Here is a 15727-nt window from a genome sequence, read left to right on the forward strand (position 1 = left end):
CCATGCGTAAATCTTATAAATCCTGCCTTCGCATCGGAGGCCTTTACCTTGCCACGATGCTGGGAACGACGTCATCCATGGCGCAAACCATCGACGTTCTGCACTACTGGACATCGGGTGGCGAAGCTACAGCACTGAAAACCATTGCTGATGCCTATCAGAAGCGTGGAGGGACATGGAAGGACAGCGCCGTGACCGGGTCGGAGGCACAGCGAGCCTCGCTTCTCACCAGGGTTGCCGGCGGAGAAGCACCGGGGGCTGCTGTCGTTTCGCTGGGCGAGGTCAAGGATCTGGCCACGCAAGGTCTGCTGGCGCCCATCGGCGATTTGCCGTCGCTGAAAGACCAGTGGCCGAAGCTGTTTCCACCACTTCTTGGCGAGCGCGTCAGCGTCGATAACGAGCTCTACGCCCTGCCCGTCGACCTTGGAACGAGCAACTGGCTCTGGTATTCCAAGAAGATCTTCGATGAGGTCGGCGTGAAGCCTCCCGCAACCTGGGACGAATTTTTCACGGTCGCCGACGCGATCAAGGCGAAGGGCTACTTGCCGCTCGCTTTCGGCGGCCAGGCTTGGCAGGAGGCATTGGTTTTCCGCACGATCCTGATCGGTCAGGGCGGGCCGGATTTCTATCGCATCGTCTATTCCGAACACAATGCCGAGGCAGCGTCCGGCGAGACCATGATTAAAGCTTTCCAGACATTCGGGCGGCTGCGGGACTATGTCGATGAAGGCGTTGCCAACCGTAACTGGAATGACGCGACCGGGCTCGTGATCGCCGACAAGGCAGGAATGCAGATCATGGGAGACTGGGCCAAGGGCGAGTTCTTGGCCGCTGGAAAGAAGGCCGATGTCGACTACGGTTGCGCCATTTCGCCCGGGGCCAATGGCGCGCTCGAAGTCAGCGTCGATGCGATCGTCTTTCCAAAAGGCGAGAATGTGGACGTCAAGGCCCGAGACAAGCTGGCCGGTGTCATCATTGCCCCGGAAGTCCAGATCGCATTTAATTTGGCCAAAGGCGCCGTTCCGCCTGTGTTGAATGTCGATATGAAGGGCTTCGACGGATGCTCGCAGAAGGTCGTCGAGCAGCTCGGCAATCCCAAGGCGCTGCTGCCAAGTTCGGACATGTCGTTCACCGCGAGCGGCGTCGGCGACATCCGGGATCTTGTGACCGAGTTCTGGGACAATCGGGACATGAAACCTGAAGACGCCGCCACCCGCTTCGGCGAGATCGTTGCAAACGACAAATAAACGTCAACGATGGATGTAATCTGACTCTTCCCCCGCGCCGGACCGGCGCTGGGGATGTTGAATGAATATTATGGATACGTACCGAATGGCGCATAGGAAGGCCGGATCATCATGATGTCAGGTGCGAAGCTCGTTCTCCTCCCCGTGAGCATCATCGTGCTGATCTGTTTTTACGGGGCGATTCTGTGGACAACCTATATTTCGCTGACGACCTCGACCCTCGTGCCGGTTTATCGGCTGCAGGGTTTTGCGGAATATGTAACGCTTCTGCAATCGTCCAGATGGCGAACGTCTTTTGCCAACATGTTCGTTTTCGGCGGCATCTTCATCACCGCGTCGCTTGTCCTGGGGACATTTCTCGCGGTCCTCCTCGACTGCCGATCGCGCGGCGAAGCTGTGTTCCGGCTGATCTATCTCTATCCGATGTCGATGTCGTTCGTGGTCACTGGCATGGCATGGCAATGGCTCTTAAACCCCACGACAGGCATCCAACAATTTGTACGATCGCTTGGCTGGGAGACGTTTACCTTCGATTGGATCGTTCAGCGCGACTACGCTATCTACACGGTATCGATCGCCGCCGTTTGGCAAATGGCCGGCCTCGTGATGATCATTATGCTGGCCGGGCTAAGGTCCGTCGATCAAGGCATTTGGCGTGCGATGAGAATGGAAGGGGCTTCGCTTCCCCGCGCCTATCTTAGCGTCGTTTTGCCAATGCAGAAACCGCTGCTGGTGACCTGCGTCGTTCTCCTCGCGACCGCCGTGGTCAAGAGCTATGATCTGGTGGTGGCGATGACGGGAGGCGGCCCTGGAAACAGCACCGATGTGCCGGCGAAGTACGTCGTCGATCTTCTGTTCGTACGCGGGAACATCGCCCGAGGTGCTGCCGGTGCCGTTATCATGCTGTTGTCCGTCATCTGCGCGTTGATTCCGTATTTTCTAGTTACCCGTATCCGGAAAGGGGCCGCCCAATGAGCAGTCTTCTCCGCTTGAGGAAAACGTCTGGGAAAAAACTTGTCGGCATCGGCGTCATCTATTTCTTTCTCGGCTTGGCCGCGCTGTACTTCCTGATGCCTCTCGTCGTCGTTTTGATGACCTCCTTCAAAACTATGGACGAAATCCGAGCCGGAACCATTTTCACGCTGCCGCATGCGGTAGATTTCACTGCATGGAAGACGGCGTGGTTCAGCGCTTGCACGGGCCTTGAATGTAAGGGGCTGCAGGTCGGTTTCCGCAATTCCGTGATGATAACCATCCCGTCTGTCGTGTTATCGATCTTGGTCGGTGCGATAACCGGTTTTGCGCTTTCCCAACACAAGGGGCGACTGAGTGCCTGGCTGCTCGGCTCCCTGCTCCTCGGTGCGTTCATTCCGTATCAGATTTTGCTTTATCCGCTGGTTAAAATCCTCAGTACAATCGGCATCTATGCAACCTTACCAGGTATCGTCATCATCCATATAGCGCTCGGCCTCCCTTACGTCAGCATCCTGTTCTACAATTTCTACGCCGGCCTGCCGAATGAACTGGTAAAGGCTGCCAAAATGGATGGAGCGGGATTTTTCCGAATCTTCTTCGACATCATTTTCCCGATGTCTCTCAATGCTGTCATTGTCGCTGTGATCATGCAGGCGACGGGAATCTGGAATGACTTCCTATTAGGGCTGACATTTGCCGGTAGCGACAATTTCCCGATGACGGTTCAACTCAACAATGTCGTCAACACGACGACCGGCATCCGCCAATATAACGTTAACATGGCTGCGACAGTGCTGACGGCGCTGCCGCCACTTGCGCTGTATATTCTCGCGGGGCGCTATTTCGCACGTGGTCTGTCGGCAGGCGCGGTCAAAGGATAAATCATGAGCTTTCTCTCCATACAGGGCCTTTCAAAATCCTATGGTGGTCTCACCGTTCTGGACCACGTCGATTTTGATGTGAAAGAGGGCGAGTTCGTCGTGCTGCTAGGACCGTCTGGATGTGGAAAATCCACCTTGCTCAGCGCCATCGCAGGTCTGGATGACATCGATTCCGGCCGGATTTTCGTAGACCAAAAGGATGTAACGGATCTTGAACCCAAAGACCGAAGCATGTCGATGGTGTTTCAGTCCTACGCCCTTTATCCAACGAAGACGGTGCGCAAGAACCTGGAGTTTGGCTTGAAGGTCGCGGGACTGCCGAACGACGAGATCGCGCGGCGCATAGCTTGGGCGGCCGAGTTACTGCAGATCGATGTGTTGCTGGATCGCAAGCCCGGAAATCTCTCTGGCGGGCAGCGTCAGCGCGTGGCGATCGGACGTGCGCTCGTGCGGGGAAGCAAGATATGCCTGTTCGACGAACCTCTGTCTAATCTGGATGCGAAGCTGCGGAATACGATGAGGCTCGAACTCCGCCGACTGTTTCAAAAGCTCCATGGAACGGCGGTCTACGTGACCCACGATCAGGTCGAAGCCATGACGATGGCTGATCGCGTGGCGGTCTTGCAATCGGGACGGATCGAGCAATTCGACAGCCCCATGCAGATTTACCACAATCCGGCGACACTGTTCGTCGCGACATTTCTCGGCAATCCGGCGATTAACCTGGTCAAAGGTCGCTACGACGCATCCAGGCGTACCGCGACAACGAATGGGGGACTGTCGCTGCCCCTGAATCACTACCACCTGAAGAACGAGGCGATGTCCGACACGGACGTCATCGTTGGCATTCGTCCCGAGCACATCGCCCTTGCCTCGTCCGACATTCCGGCCAGTATAGTGGTGGACGCTGCGGTGGAAGCCGTGGAGATGCAGGGATCAGAGATCATAGTCTGGCTGAACATACAGGATCTGCGTTGGTCGATGAAGCTGCCGGCGTCGCATGCGCCTACCCTCGAGGGCGCCATACGGGTTTCTCTCGATCCAGCCCGACTTCATGTGTTCTGCACCAGAACTGAAGAACGCCTATAGTTGTCGTTTTCGTTTCCGGGTGGAATCAAAATTTCGGGAACGGGGAAGCTCGATGCCCATCTTAACCAGTCATGCATTCGCGCCGGATCAGGTCGGCGACCGTATTGGCTCGTTCGACGAGATGTGGCCACCTCGGCATTAAGGCTTAATAGCCATAAAATTTGAAAGGTCATAGATGTGTTTCGGCGAGTCATTTGACCCCGCCATAGGTGCCGAAAGATGACCCCAGCTGGGATAACAAAAAATTAATGCACATCAGCACCTTACTTCCTAGCATCTGGGGTCACTCTTCTGCGCCGAAAGGGGTGAACCTTGGGCACCGGATCACAGGGCACAGTAGCAACCACCCGACGCGATAGTCCCATTGCCTTCAACGTAACGTCTGCGATACCCACGGCTGTTCCGTCAGCAGAGATTTGCAGGTGTGGTAACGCGAGATAATTCTCCACTGTCATATCGTCGAGCATCGGATTGCCACGCCATCCCGCACAGACCATTTCATCCCTTGATAGCTCCTCGACCGCAAGCAGGCCATTCTGCAAGGTCGAATTGCCGAGAATAGCGCACTCGATTTCGCCGTTCCGAAGCAATCCCGATACATCTGTTTCCCGGACGTGCAACACATTCAAAGTGGCATTCGGCGCAGAGCTGGAAAAGGCCTCGATCAGGCGGGGCAAAATCGCGACGGCCGTGTAGTCCGAGAGACCGATGCGAAAGTTCCGTTGGGTCTCTTCGGGTTTAAAATTGAGATGCCGGTCGACTACGGATCGTATATCCGCCAAGGCACGAGACAACCCAACGGCTAGCTCGCGTGCGCGCGGTGTTGGCTCCATGACGCCCGCATCTCGCGAGAACAGCTCGTCCTTGAATATCTCCCGAAGCTTCGCAAGGGAATGGCTGATTGCCGATTGCGTTCTCCCGAGACGAGAAGCCGCTTTGGTGACGCTTCTCTCTTGCATGAGGACATCGAACACTCGCAGTAGATTAAGATCGATATGGGTCAGCGAGAATTCGGCGCGGCTTTGGGATGGATGCATTGGTGTCATGCAATAAAACTAGCATGAACTATCCAAATATCAGAGCGGTTCATAATGCTGTTGTCTAGCCCAGTCCCGGACCGTTCCGAAGTTGATGGGAAAGTCCGGTTAGTGGTAGCGATCACGCTGATGCAACCACGAGGGCGGATATGGTTGAACGCTCGCGCGCCTGTGAGGTAAACCTCCAGAGACCGGTTGAATGGATTATGTCGCAAAACTCCCACAGACCGTCCAAAAACTCTGCTTGCCGCAATTATTGATCCCAGCCGACGATCGTGAGCTCGGGCCACAATTTGATCCAGCGATCGATCTTCTTTTCGTATATTTCGCGTGTGATCTGCTTTTTGTTTGGGCGGACGACAGCACCAAGCAAGTCGGAAAGTCCATATGGAGTGCACAGCTCCAGGTTCGCGTGGCCAGGGCGTAGCCCCACGGCTGCCGCAGTTGTCGGAAAAGTGGTTATGGCCTCGGCTGTCGAGGTATACGGATTAATTGGATACCCGAACTTAGCCTCGTACCAAGAGTGTACTCTGGCCTGGTTTTTCACATCTATCCAGACTGGCAATCCAGAGAGTGCTGCTCGGATGCGGGCCGAGTGTTCGGCTTCCGAGTCCTCGGAAAGATCATCGGGATCGAAATAAACAATATCGATGTCTTGGATGCCATAAGCGTGCGGGAAACCAAAAACGTGGTTCCAAACCGTTTGGGCGATAGCACCAGCCACAAGCCAGGAATCAGGCAGGGCAATCTCATCCCAGTTGCCAAGGACCGAAGAAAGGAGGGGGCTCTTGGAGACGATCGCTTGTAATTCCAGATGTATTTCTTCGCTCACATAAATTTTCCTTTAAACAGCTTGGCTGATTCCAAATAGCACTCTCTTGCGCTAGATTCTGCCATGGCACACCTTTCAGGAACAGATCGCACGCAATTGCTGCTTCTGCCGGAAGCGGTTGATGATTACGTCGGCCCGGACAACCCGGTACGCTTCATTGAGGCCTTCGTGGATGGCCTTGATCTTGCTGCCGATGGCTTTGTCCGGGTGGCTGCGAAAGAGACCGGCCGTCCAGGTTACGATCCAGCCGATTTACTGAAGCTCTACGTGTATGGCTACGTCAACCGGGTGCGAGCCAGCCGGCGGCTGGAGGCGGAGGCCCATCGCAATATCGAGGTAATCTGGCTACTGAGGCACTTGAAGCCTGACTTCCGCACCATCGCCGATTTCCGCCGTGTGAACCGATCGGCCTTCAAGCAGGTATTCCGGGAGTTTGTCATCCTGTGCCGGCAGCTCGATCTGTTCGGACGGGAACTGCTGGCGGTCGATGGCACGCGCATCAAGGCGGTGAACAACAAAGATCGCAACTTCACACGGGGAGCGTTGACCAAGTTCATCAACGAGGCCGATGAGAAACTGGCTGACTACATGAAGCGGCTCGATGAGGGCGATGCGCAAGAGGAGAAAGCCAGCAGCAATGGCGGCGATTGCGGCCGCGGCGATGGCAAACTCGCGGAAAAGATCGCGGCGATCAAAGACAAGCGTGACCGTCACAACGCGCTGCTGGACGAGTTGGACAAAACCGGCGAGGACCAGATCTCGTTGACCGATCCCGATGCCCGCGCCATGGCGCGCATGACCAAGATCGGCGTAGGCTACAACTCGCCGTTGACGTAAAGCACAAGCTGATCGCCGAGCAGGAGGTCTGCAACCAAGTGCTGGACATGGGGCTTCTAGCGCTGACGGTTGAGGCGGCGATGGACACGCTCGGCGTTGACAGGATCGAGGCGGTGGCGGACCGGGGTTACTTCAAGATCGAGGATAGCGAGGCTTGCGAGAAGGCCGGGATCACCGCCTATGTTCCCAAACCGATCCGCGGTCCGGCCGTCGCTCAGGGCTTCTTTTCCAAGGAGCAATTCCGCTACGATCCGGACAAGGACATTTACCTTTGCCCAGCAGGCCAGGTGCTCTCACCTCGTCACTTTGGCAAGTCACGCGACAATGTGAAGATCGACTACGTCAACCGCGATGCCTGCAAGGCTTGCAGCCTGCGCGAACGCTGCACCAGAAGCTTCCGTCGCGTGTCGCGCCTTGAGAAGGAGGCGGTGCTCGATCGCATGGCGGCGCGTCTCGCCGTCCGGCCCGACATTCTGGACCGGCGGCGCGAAAGCGTCGAGCATCCGTTCGGCACGATCAAACAATGGATGAACCAAGGCACATTCCTGATGCGCAGGTTGGAAAACGTGCGCGGGGAGTTCAGCCTGACGGCGCTGGCCTACAACATCAAAAGAGCCATTACCCTTGTCGGCGTTGCGGGTCTGATCGCCGCCGTCAGGCCATGACAGCCCTCTCTGTGCGGACTTTCCGATCCCAATACGGTGTCAAAGTGCTCAGCAGTGCCTTATCGAGCTCGTTGGCCCAGTCGGCCCGAAGCTGTGACTTTGGCCAACTCGCAGAACGTTGTGGGAACGCGGCGTGGAGGATTGACCCGAGAAGTGCCCGGTCGTGACATTGCGCTCCAATTTGAGGAGCGTTTTAATGAGTAAGGGTATTTCGAGTTCGGACATTGTCGGCCAATGGAGCCTGAGCTTCGCCGACATTGATTTCATCAATTCCAAACCGGCCGCGACGAGGCTCGGCTTGGCCTCGCAGTTGAAGTTTTTCAGCGCACGCGGTTTTTTCGCTGACGATGGCACATTGATCCCAAACGATGCTGTCGAATACCTGGCTGAGCAGATCGGCGTCCGAGCCGACGAGCTGTCCAGCTATGATTTCGGCGGGAGGACAGCACGTCGGCATTGCGCAGAAATTTTGCAGTATCTCGGCTTTGGCCGCATGACGCGACGAGACCGCGAAGCGCTTTCTTGCTGGATTATCGGCGAGCTTTGCCCGTCCGGACAATCCGTCAGCGCCATGCTTGAGGCGGTCTTCCTCTGGTGCCGGGATCGCAATATCTATGGTCCGTCTGCCAAGGAGCTTGAACGGCTCGTTCGTTCGCAACGGCAACAATATCTCGACGGCTGGCTTCATGAGGTGAACGCCGCGCTTCCGCCTGAGACTGTAGTGGCGATGGAAAGCTCCCTGGCTGACGCGGAAGGGCCGACGGGCTTCAATGCGATAAAGGCCGATGCGGGGCGAGCAACGCTCGACAACATTCTTGAGGTGACCGCTCGGCTGGCGTTCATCCGGAAACTGAACCTCCCACGGAATATGTTTTCGAACATCAACCCGGTGTGGATCGAGCGTGTTGCCCGCCGCGTTTCCGGCGAAAAGGCGTCGGAGATGCGCCGTCACACGGAGACACGCCAGCTTGCGCTTTATGCGGTGTATTTGATGGCGCGGGAAACGGCGATGACCGATGCAATGGTCGAACTGCTTGTGGAAACGGTGCACAAGATCACAACCCGGTCGAAACGGAAGGTGGTGGGTGACATCGCCAAGGATGTCGAACGGGTCTATGGCAAGGAACGGCTGCTCGTCGACATTGCAACCGCATCGATTGACGATCCGGACGGTCGCATCTGCGATGTTATCTTTCCGGTTGTCGGCAAGGAAAAGCTGGCGGCGATCATCAAGGAAAGCAGTGCCAAGGGTGCGCTAGACCGCCGCATCTATGCAGTCATGCGCAATTCATGGGCCAATCATTATCGCCGGATGCTACCAAGCCTGCTTTCCGTGCTGGAGTTCCGGTCGAACAATGCGGTTTGGCGACCAGTTTTGTCTGCCCTCGACTGGATCAGAGCGAAGCTGGAGGACGGGTGCCGGTTCGTGCCGCAGAAGGATGTGCCGATAGACGGTGTGATCCCGGCAAAGTGGCGCAATTCGGTCATCGATGGAAATGGTCGCGTCAACCGGATCAGCTATGAACTCTGCGTCCTGACCCAACTGCGGGAATGCATCCGGTCCAAGGAAATCTGGGTTGTCGGCGCTGACCGTTACCGCAATCCCGATGATGATCTGCCGAAGGATTTTGCGGCTCGACGCTCCTCTTATTTTTCCAAGCTGAACCTGACACAGGACGCATGCGAATTTGTGGCAATGGTTCGCAAGGAGTTGGAACACGAGTTACTGCTTCTGAACGAAACAATCCCGCGAAACGAGAAGGTGAGAATCCTGTGGCGCGGCGAAAACAGGATTTCGATCACGCCGTTCAAGCCAGCGCCGGAACCGAAGGGTCTGGCAGCGATCAAATCGGAGATTGGTCAACGCTGGCCGATGACGGGCCTCCTCGACGTCCTGAAGGAAGCAGCCCTCGACACCGGATTTCTCGACGCATTCGAGACCTCGGCCTCCCGTGTCGCCCTTCCCAAGCCTGTTCTGGATCAACGACTGCTTCTTTGCCTCTATGGCCTCGGCACCAATGCCGGGCTGAAGCGGGTCGCCGGAGCCACCACGGATGCCAGCTATGAGGAACTTCTTCATGTGCATCGCCGCTTCATTCACGCGGGCGCTTTGCGGGAAGCTTGCTTTCGGGTTGCCAATGCCACGCTTGCAATTCGCAATGCAGCGGTCTGGGGTGACGCCGGAACGGCCTGCGCATCTGATTCCACGAAGTTCGGGGCTTGGGATCGTAACCTGATGACCGAGTGGCACGCCCGCTATGGCGGGCGCGGCGTCATGATCTACTGGCATGTCGAAAAGCGTGCCACCTGCGTCTATTCTCAACTCAAACGGTGCTCGTCGTCGGAAGTTGCATCGATGATCGAAGGGGTTCTTCGACATTGTACCGATCTGGAAATCCAGCGGCAATATGTCGACAGCCACGGCCAGAGCGCCGTTGGTTTCGCCTTCTGCCGGTTGCTCGGCTTTGAACTCGCCCCCCGCCTGAAGGCGATTGCCCGGCAGAAGCTGGCGCTACCGGATGCGTGCTCCCGGACAAGATTGCCGAACCTACTTCCTATTCTTTCCAACCCGATCAACTGGGAGGAGATCGAGCAGCAATATGACGAAATGGTCAAATATGCTGCTGCCATGCAGACGCGCACAGCCGATCCGGAGGCGATCCTGCGCCGCTTCGCGCGGGCGGAAGTGATGCATCCGACCTACAAGGCGTTGAGCGAACTCGGGCGGGCGGTCAAGACGATCTTTCTATGCCGTTACCTGCGCCAAGAACCGTTCCGCCGGGAAATCCATGAGGGGCTCAACGTCGTTGAAAACTGGAACAGCGCCAACGGCTTCGTCTTCTTCGGCAAGGGCGGCGAAATGGCGACCAACCGCATCGATGAGCAGGAGGTTTCGGCGCTGGCCCTGCATCTTCTGCAAGCCTCGCTCGTCTATGTGAACACGCGCATGCTGCAAACGGTGCTTGCCGAGCCAGTCTGGCACGGCCGTATGGCACAGGAAGATTATCGCGGCCTCACGCCGCTGATCTATGCCCACGTCAATCCCTACGGTCGGTTCGATCTCGATCTGGACAACCGGATAGATTTCGGCAAAATCGCCGCGTAAGCATCGGTGCAGAATGAGTGTTGCAAAACTCAGGCGCGAAATTCCAACTTTTGTTGAGACTTTTGCAACGATGTGATCATTCATAATGAGTTGGATTTGGGAACAAGAAATGCCTTTCAATTTCCAGAAGATGCATGCGAACGGGGACGATTTTGTCATTGTTGACCTACGCGGGCAGGCAAACTTCTTCAATAAAGATACTGCCAAACGACTAGGAGATCGAAACCGTGGGATAGGTTTCAATCAACTCGCAATTTTGTCGGATTGCGACGACGCAGCGGCTCGGCTTACGTTCTGGAACCCCGATGGTTCAACACTTGATGCTTGTGGTAGTGCCACCCGAGGCGTTGCATGGAAGTTGCTGCTCGAAACGGGCTTTTCTTCCATAGCCGTTAGAACCAATCGCGGGCTCCTGACGTGTTCGAAGGAAGGGAATGGCCTGATTTCAGTTGATATGGGCGAGCCGCTTCTACGGTGGCAGGATATTCCAATCGCCGAGGAAACAGATACTCTGAAGCTGCCTCTGCCGGGTGATCCCGCCGCCTGCAGTATGGGAAATCCGCATTGCACCTTCTTCGTCGAAGATGTGGAAACGGTGCATGTGGAGATGCTTGGACCCGCAACTGAATCACACCCGTTGTTTCCACAAAAGACTAATGTTCACTTCGTTCAAGTCATCAGTCCCGCGCGGATTCGTCTCCGCATATGGGAGCGCGGCGGCGGCATGCCGCTTGGCTCGGGATCATGTTCCTGCGGTGCAGTCGTTAACGGCATCCGGCGCGGTTTGCTGGACAACGATGTCGAAGTCGAATGTGATGGCGGAATCGTTAGGGTGAAGTGGGATGGCGCGGGGAGCGTATTTTTGACTGGGCCGATCGAGCCTAGTTTTAGCGGTGTTTGGTCTGACGACTTTTCGCAAAATTCCTGACTTTTCACTGGAAATATCGGGAGCTGGAAGCGCGCTCAAATTCGTGTCGCAATTATCGTTCGCAAAAGGCCGCCGGAAGTGGGTGGCTTTTGCGAAAGCCCTTTGCCCAGCATCACTTTTGGGTACGCCCTAGAGTGACATTCAAATGTGACGTGGACGGAGTGTAACAAAAGGGTGGATTTTCGATCAAAGTGACGTTACACAATCGAAACCACCCTAATGTTACAGAATCGCTATGGCCCGTATCGGATACGCTCGCGTTAGCACCACAGATCAGGATCTCGATATTCAGAACGAGCGTCTGAAGGCCGCAGGTTGCGAAATCATCCGCTCGGAAACCGGATCAGGGGCGTCCCGAAAGGGGCGGTCCGAGCTGGAAACCATCATGCAGTTTTTGCACGCGGGCGACGAACTGGTGGTTCTACGGCTTGATCGGCTCGGCCGTTCCACACGCGACGTTCTCAATCTCGTTCATGAGCTTGACGAAAAGGGCGCGTCACTCCGCATTCTAGAGCCCGAAGTCACAACAGCCGGAAGCATGGGGCGAATGGTCATCACCATCCTCGGTATGGTGGCCGACATGGAACTCAAGTTCATCAAAGACAGGCAACGCGCGGGCATCGACGCGGCAAAAGCTGACGGCATCTACACGGGCAGGAAGAAGAATGTCGACGACGCGGAAATCCGCAGGCGGATCGCGGCTGGCGCAACGAAAGCCGCCGTTGCTCGTGAGCTGAACATTTCCAGGATGACTGTCTACCGCGCCTTGGAAGATCAAGGTTCGCCATCAGACTCTATGTGATCACGAGTTCTCCACCTGTTCTTTGAGTTGGCCAAAATCGCAGCTTCGGGCCGACTGGGCCTAATACGCTTTTCGGGATCCCACAGATGATGGGCAACGAATTTGAGCAGGAGAGCTTCAGGTGCAGGCCAGGGGAGGGAGGTTCCGGTTGCCGCTAGCGACCAGGCTTGCAAATAAGCAAGGTCTGACGTCAGTGCCCGCAGCGTGTTGGCACCCATGCCCTCATTGACCAGATGGCGAAGCGTCTCGATATCTTGATCGGTCAAAAGCTCAGCCAGCTCATCCCGACGTTCGAGCGGCAGGACCGCTGCAATCGTGTCGAGTTCACGTAAGCGGCGATCAAGACCACTCATATTGGCAATCCATGCTCATCATAAACGTCGTCGTGGTTGGATGTGGCCCCGACTGGAACGTTCTTGCGACCTTCTGTAGCAAGAGCCAGGATCTTGTCCATCGCCTCTTCTTTTTTCTCGATCGGTATGAAGGTGGCAGCCGGCGTCCCGTCTCTGCAGATCACGATCTCATCACCGAGCAGCGCCAGCTCAATCAAATCCTCAAGCCGTTCTGCGGCCTCTTCGATTTCAACAAACACTTTCATCCCTACCTCACCAGATCCGTTCGTGCAGCACAGTGTCGAACACGACATCCGTTGAGATCAGCACGCAGTGTTCTAGTCTTGTCTGCGCCGCAAGAATGCGATCCCAGGGATCGCGATGGACCCAGTCGAAGCTTGCTGCCAATTCGGCATGCAGATCGGTTATGGCAAGAGTCTGGAGGCCACTGGCTGTCACGGCTGCCCGCAACTCCTGTGGCTTCAGGTCGAGCTTGTTCAGCCGCATCTTGTTATCCAGCTCATAGAACGAAACGGCGCTGACCAGAACGACATTCGTCTTGTCCTCGATCAGCGCGCGCGCCCGTGCAGAAAGCCTTTCGCTTCCGATTGCCCACCAGTAGATCGCATGACTATCGAGCAGAATCTTCATTGCGCTGTTTCGCCAGGCTTGCCCTGCCAGACACCGGTCTCGTCGTTCCAGTCGCCTGCGTCGATCGCAGCCTGCTCGGCATCAACAGTGTCGAACGGGTCGTCGGGAAGGCCGCGATGGCGCAAAAGGCCAAAGGGACGCTTATTGCCATCGACGGCCGGTCCAATCCGGGCGTAGACTTCATTGCCGCGCATAATCACGATTTCTTCACCCTGATTGGCGCGCTCGAGGACTTCCGCAAAATTCTTGCGGGCTTCGCTGATCTTGTAGCTGGTCTGGGGCATTGTGAGCTCCGAATTCATTATGGAAGCGAGTATATCACGGGGTGCCTAAGTGTACAATCAAGACGTACGGATAAGAATCGATAAGGAGTACTTATCGATGGTTAGGTACATCGCTGGGCGCGGCAATCTATGACGCTAGCGACGGGCAAGTTTGCTTTCGTTGCGGAAATCGCGCATAATTATTTCAATGTCTTATGATCTCGCCAAAATCGATATGAGAGAGCTGAATGCCCCCGCCGCCCGTGCCGGTGAAGCTTTGGCACGTCTGGATGAGCGCGTAGCCCGCTCGCCGATCCGCGACGGCTTTCTCGAGCGGCAGAACTTTGCCGACGCCATCGCGTCGCTCTGGGTCGACGGCGAACTCGTTCACCTTGAGGACATCGTCCTGCACGATGCGCGCCTCGATATCCGCACGCCGACCCACGAACTGACCATTGCGCACTCGATCCTGCGGGTCCGCCGGCAGATTTTTGCCCATCCGCCCGACTGGGCGCTGAGCGCCGCCGGCATTGCTCGTTTGCGGGGCAGGGGAGTGCCAGGTGACGAGCCCGTTCCGGCTCGATCCGGTTTGACGAGCCTAGTCGGCGCAGATGACGGCGGTTTGACGCTGGACGGTGACCCGCACGGCGACGACTTCGCCGAGATTGACGCGGTGCTGGCGCGCAGCACCGCGGTTCTCAACGGGTCGGCCATCCCCCGACCGGCTGATGCCGGCGATCCACTGGTCTATGACGCCGACTGGGATGAAGACGAGCGAATGGGACAGTGGCGTGTGGGGCTTAACGAAACCGAGGGCCTCTCACCGGTGTTGCGCGGCGTAATCCTGCTCGATGCGTGGAGCGCGATCGAAGTGCTAAAGCACCGCACCGAGCTCGGCCGCCAGCTGGTCGCCTCACTCCTGCGCCGCGAGGGCACGACTCCCGCCCACCTGCCGGCGCTCAATTTCGGGCTGCGCAGCGTCCGACGCGAACTGCGGCATTCCAGAAGTCGGATGACGCGGCTGCTGGCGCTGCTCGAAGCGTTCGCGGCGGCGGCGGAACTTGGGATGAAGGAGCATGACCGCATTCTGCTGGCCCGCCAGCAGCTGGAGCGTCAGGCATCCGCCAAACGGACCAATTCGAACCTGTCACGGCTCGTCGACCTTGTCGTGGCGCGGCCCGTTGTGTCTGCCAACCTCATCGCCAAGGAGCTTGGCGTCACGCCGCAGGGCGCACGGCATCTAGCTGCGCAGCTGCCGCTCAGGGAGATGACGGGAAGGGGGCGGTTTCGGGCTTGGGGAATTCTATAAGCTGGGCACCGGGCAATCTCATCAAACCGCATCGTGGATGTCGATCCCGACGACGGTGACTTGGACTTCCGACCCGGCGGGTTCGACTAATGTCAGACGAGCCGTGTCCGCGGCCGGCGGCGGGACGTTAGCCATCCAAGCCGCAATGCGAGGGTCCTTCCGGACGGTTGGGGATCGTCCGCGCAAGTCTTCATCCCGCCCTTGAAAAGGATGAAGATGCACGTATTACTGGTTGGCGGAAGTCCCTGAAACTTGATGGCTGCGACAGGACGAGCGATGGGTGAACGTCGGAATTCCGGACAGCTTCGAGCTGTTCTTGGAAGACGGCTCTCGGAAGAACTGCGTCTTTCGTTGGCGAAAGCTGGCTGATATCGGCGTGGAGTTTATTGGCGAGCCGTGAGGCGCAGCGGCGGCTGTTGCAAAAGTTCTACTTCTGCGACGTTGCAAATATCAGCCGCAAAACTGAAACTTTAATCGGGACATCTGCGACAACCGCTATGTGCTCCTTCTGACCGCAGTCGAAGACATAGCCTCTACCGTTCCCTCTCAGAGACATGAAGAGCGAATGCCGTTGATAAACCCCCGCATCACGGGCCGCATCAGCTTGCGGCTGGGATAGTAAAGGAAGAACCCGGAAAACGGCTCGCACCAGTCTTCCAAGACGCGCACAAGCGCGCCGGACTGGATGCTATCGAGCACCTGCCTTTCGAACGCATAGGCGAGGCCGGCCCCTCCCAGCGCGGCCTCGATGATCAACCGGTCGTCGTTCAAAG

The 15727-nt window shown here is 56.9% G+C and carries 16 protein-coding genes and 1 pseudogene; 10 read left to right on the forward strand and 7 right to left on the reverse strand.

The genetic code is table 11. The features are described from left to right. The first annotated feature begins 2 nt into the window (after positions 1–2). The 4 genes from DSM25558_RS16365 to DSM25558_RS16380 all read left to right on the forward strand — a co-directional run bounded on the left by DSM25558_RS16365 (position 3) and on the right by DSM25558_RS16380 (position 4192). A complete protein-coding gene (locus tag DSM25558_RS16365; RefSeq protein ID WP_083716525.1) occupies positions 3–1247 on the forward strand; it encodes an ABC transporter substrate-binding protein in 1245 nt (414 codons plus the stop codon). 114 nt (positions 1248–1361) lie between these two features. Beyond that, the gene (locus DSM25558_RS16370; protein ID WP_244554227.1) at positions 1362–2222 is read left to right on the forward strand and encodes a carbohydrate ABC transporter permease; all 861 of its coding nucleotides are present in this window, start codon (positions 1362–1364) and stop codon (positions 2220–2222) included. Then, positions 2219–3103 carry a carbohydrate ABC transporter permease gene (locus DSM25558_RS16375; protein WP_077105761.1) on the forward strand — a complete coding sequence of 295 codons (885 nt, stop codon included), beginning with the start codon at positions 2219–2221 and terminating at the stop codon, positions 3101–3103. The genes DSM25558_RS16370 and DSM25558_RS16375 overlap by 4 nt, the downstream gene beginning before the upstream one ends. A 3-nt stretch (positions 3104–3106) precedes the next feature. Then, entirely contained in the window at positions 3107–4192 is a 1086-nt protein-coding gene (locus DSM25558_RS16380) for an ABC transporter ATP-binding protein (RefSeq protein ID WP_077105762.1), read from the forward strand. A 263-nt stretch (positions 4193–4455) separates the two neighbouring features. Here DSM25558_RS16380 and DSM25558_RS16385 read toward each other — a convergent pair whose 3' ends face one another. Together DSM25558_RS16385 and DSM25558_RS16390 are read right to left on the reverse strand one after the other, a co-directional pair. Further along, positions 4456–5238 carry a LysR family transcriptional regulator gene (locus tag DSM25558_RS16385; protein ID WP_244554228.1) on the reverse strand — a complete coding sequence of 261 codons (783 nt, stop codon included), beginning with the start codon at positions 5236–5238 and terminating at the stop codon, positions 4456–4458. Between the two features lie 244 nt (positions 5239–5482). Beyond that, a complete protein-coding gene (locus DSM25558_RS16390) occupies positions 5483–6061 on the reverse strand; it encodes a nucleotidyltransferase family protein (RefSeq protein WP_077105764.1) in 579 nt (192 codons plus the stop codon). A gap of 63 nt (positions 6062–6124) precedes the next feature. Here DSM25558_RS16390 and DSM25558_RS29430 point away from each other — a divergent pair, with 63 nt between their 5' ends. The 5 genes from DSM25558_RS29430 (at position 6125) to DSM25558_RS16410 (ending at position 12399) form a co-directional block, all read left to right on the forward strand. Beyond that, complete coding sequence (locus tag DSM25558_RS29430) at positions 6125–6898, forward strand: transposase (protein ID WP_244554229.1); 774 nt, start codon at positions 6125–6127, stop codon at positions 6896–6898. Positions 6899–6909: 11 nt separating this feature from the next. Continuing rightward, the gene (locus DSM25558_RS29435; protein ID WP_244554231.1) at positions 6910–7563 is read left to right on the forward strand and encodes a transposase; all 654 of its coding nucleotides are present in this window, start codon (positions 6910–6912) and stop codon (positions 7561–7563) included. A gap of 196 nt (positions 7564–7759) precedes the next feature. After that, the gene (locus DSM25558_RS16400) at positions 7760–10669 is read left to right on the forward strand and encodes a Tn3 family transposase (protein WP_077105765.1); all 2910 of its coding nucleotides are present in this window, start codon (positions 7760–7762) and stop codon (positions 10667–10669) included. 109 nt (positions 10670–10778) lie between these two features. Next, complete coding sequence (gene dapF / locus DSM25558_RS16405) at positions 10779–11597, forward strand: diaminopimelate epimerase (RefSeq protein ID WP_077105766.1); 819 nt, start codon at positions 10779–10781, stop codon at positions 11595–11597. Positions 11598–11832: 235 nt separating this feature from the next. Continuing rightward, a complete protein-coding gene (locus DSM25558_RS16410; protein ID WP_077105767.1) occupies positions 11833–12399 on the forward strand; it encodes a recombinase family protein in 567 nt (188 codons plus the stop codon). Between the two features lie 65 nt (positions 12400–12464). On the opposite strand, the pseudogene DSM25558_RS16415 reads toward DSM25558_RS16410, so the two are convergent. The 4 genes and pseudogenes from DSM25558_RS16415 to DSM25558_RS16430 form a co-directional block, all read right to left on the reverse strand. Then, a pseudogene (locus DSM25558_RS16415) lies at positions 12465–12752 on the reverse strand (integrase); the annotation flags it as partial. Further along, positions 12749–12997: a type II toxin-antitoxin system Phd/YefM family antitoxin gene (locus DSM25558_RS16420; RefSeq protein ID WP_077105768.1), complete on the reverse strand. Its 249-nt coding sequence runs from the start codon at positions 12995–12997 to the stop codon at positions 12749–12751. The gene DSM25558_RS16420 and the pseudogene DSM25558_RS16415, both read right to left, overlap by 4 nt. A 7-nt stretch (positions 12998–13004) precedes the next feature. Next, positions 13005–13382 (reverse strand): type II toxin-antitoxin system VapC family toxin, encoded by a 378-nt coding sequence (locus tag DSM25558_RS16425; protein ID WP_077105769.1) that lies wholly within the window; start codon positions 13380–13382, stop codon positions 13005–13007. Further along, positions 13379–13666 carry a type II toxin-antitoxin system Phd/YefM family antitoxin gene (locus tag DSM25558_RS16430; protein WP_077105770.1) on the reverse strand — a complete coding sequence of 96 codons (288 nt, stop codon included), beginning with the start codon at positions 13664–13666 and terminating at the stop codon, positions 13379–13381. Before DSM25558_RS16430 ends, DSM25558_RS16425 begins: the two co-directional genes overlap by 4 nt. Positions 13667–13853: 187 nt before the next feature. On the opposite strand from DSM25558_RS16430, the gene DSM25558_RS16435 reads away from it, so the two are divergent. Then, positions 13854–14954 carry an RHE_PE00001 family protein gene (locus tag DSM25558_RS16435; protein WP_077105771.1) on the forward strand — a complete coding sequence of 367 codons (1101 nt, stop codon included), beginning with the start codon at positions 13854–13856 and terminating at the stop codon, positions 14952–14954. A 546-nt stretch (positions 14955–15500) separates the two neighbouring features. Here DSM25558_RS16435 and DSM25558_RS16440 read toward each other — a convergent pair. Beyond that, positions 15501–15727 (reverse strand): LysR substrate-binding domain-containing protein (locus tag DSM25558_RS16440; protein WP_244554202.1); only part of this gene is annotated, 227 nt, incomplete at its 5' end.

The organism is Agrobacterium sp. DSM 25558, from assembly GCF_900100825.1.
Lineage (GTDB): Bacteria > Pseudomonadota > Alphaproteobacteria > Rhizobiales > Rhizobiaceae > Agrobacterium.

Bases quoted from the DNA above. Each gene is read 5' to 3' on its own strand.
- DSM25558_RS16375 (WP_077105761.1), top strand. From the start codon at position 2,219: ATGAGCAGTCTTCTCCGCTTGAGGAAAACGTCTGGGAAAAAACTTGTC.
- DSM25558_RS16410 (WP_077105767.1), top strand. From the start codon at position 11,833: ATGGCCCGTATCGGATACGCTCGCGTTAGCACCACAGATCAGGATCTC.
- DSM25558_RS16370 (WP_244554227.1), top strand. From the start codon at position 1,362: ATGTCAGGTGCGAAGCTCGTTCTCCTCCCCGTGAGCATCATCGTGCTG.
- DSM25558_RS16385 (WP_244554228.1), bottom strand. From the start codon at position 5,238: ATGACACCAATGCATCCATCCCAAAGCCGCGCCGAATTCTCGCTGACC.
- DSM25558_RS16380 (WP_077105762.1), top strand. From the start codon at position 3,107: ATGAGCTTTCTCTCCATACAGGGCCTTTCAAAATCCTATGGTGGTCTC.
- DSM25558_RS16400 (WP_077105765.1), top strand. From the start codon at position 7,760: ATGAGTAAGGGTATTTCGAGTTCGGACATTGTCGGCCAATGGAGCCTG.
- dapF (WP_077105766.1), top strand. From the start codon at position 10,779: ATGCCTTTCAATTTCCAGAAGATGCATGCGAACGGGGACGATTTTGTC.
- DSM25558_RS16430 (WP_077105770.1), bottom strand. From the start codon at position 13,666: ATGCCCCAGACCAGCTACAAGATCAGCGAAGCCCGCAAGAATTTTGCG.
- DSM25558_RS29430 (WP_244554229.1), top strand. From the start codon at position 6,125: ATGGCACACCTTTCAGGAACAGATCGCACGCAATTGCTGCTTCTGCCG.
- DSM25558_RS16425 (WP_077105769.1), bottom strand. From the start codon at position 13,382: ATGAAGATTCTGCTCGATAGTCATGCGATCTACTGGTGGGCAATCGGA.
- DSM25558_RS16435 (WP_077105771.1), top strand. From the start codon at position 13,854: ATGTCTTATGATCTCGCCAAAATCGATATGAGAGAGCTGAATGCCCCC.
- DSM25558_RS16420 (WP_077105768.1), bottom strand. From the start codon at position 12,997: ATGAAAGTGTTTGTTGAAATCGAAGAGGCCGCAGAACGGCTTGAGGAT.
- DSM25558_RS16365 (WP_083716525.1), top strand. From the start codon at position 3: ATGCGTAAATCTTATAAATCCTGCCTTCGCATCGGAGGCCTTTACCTT.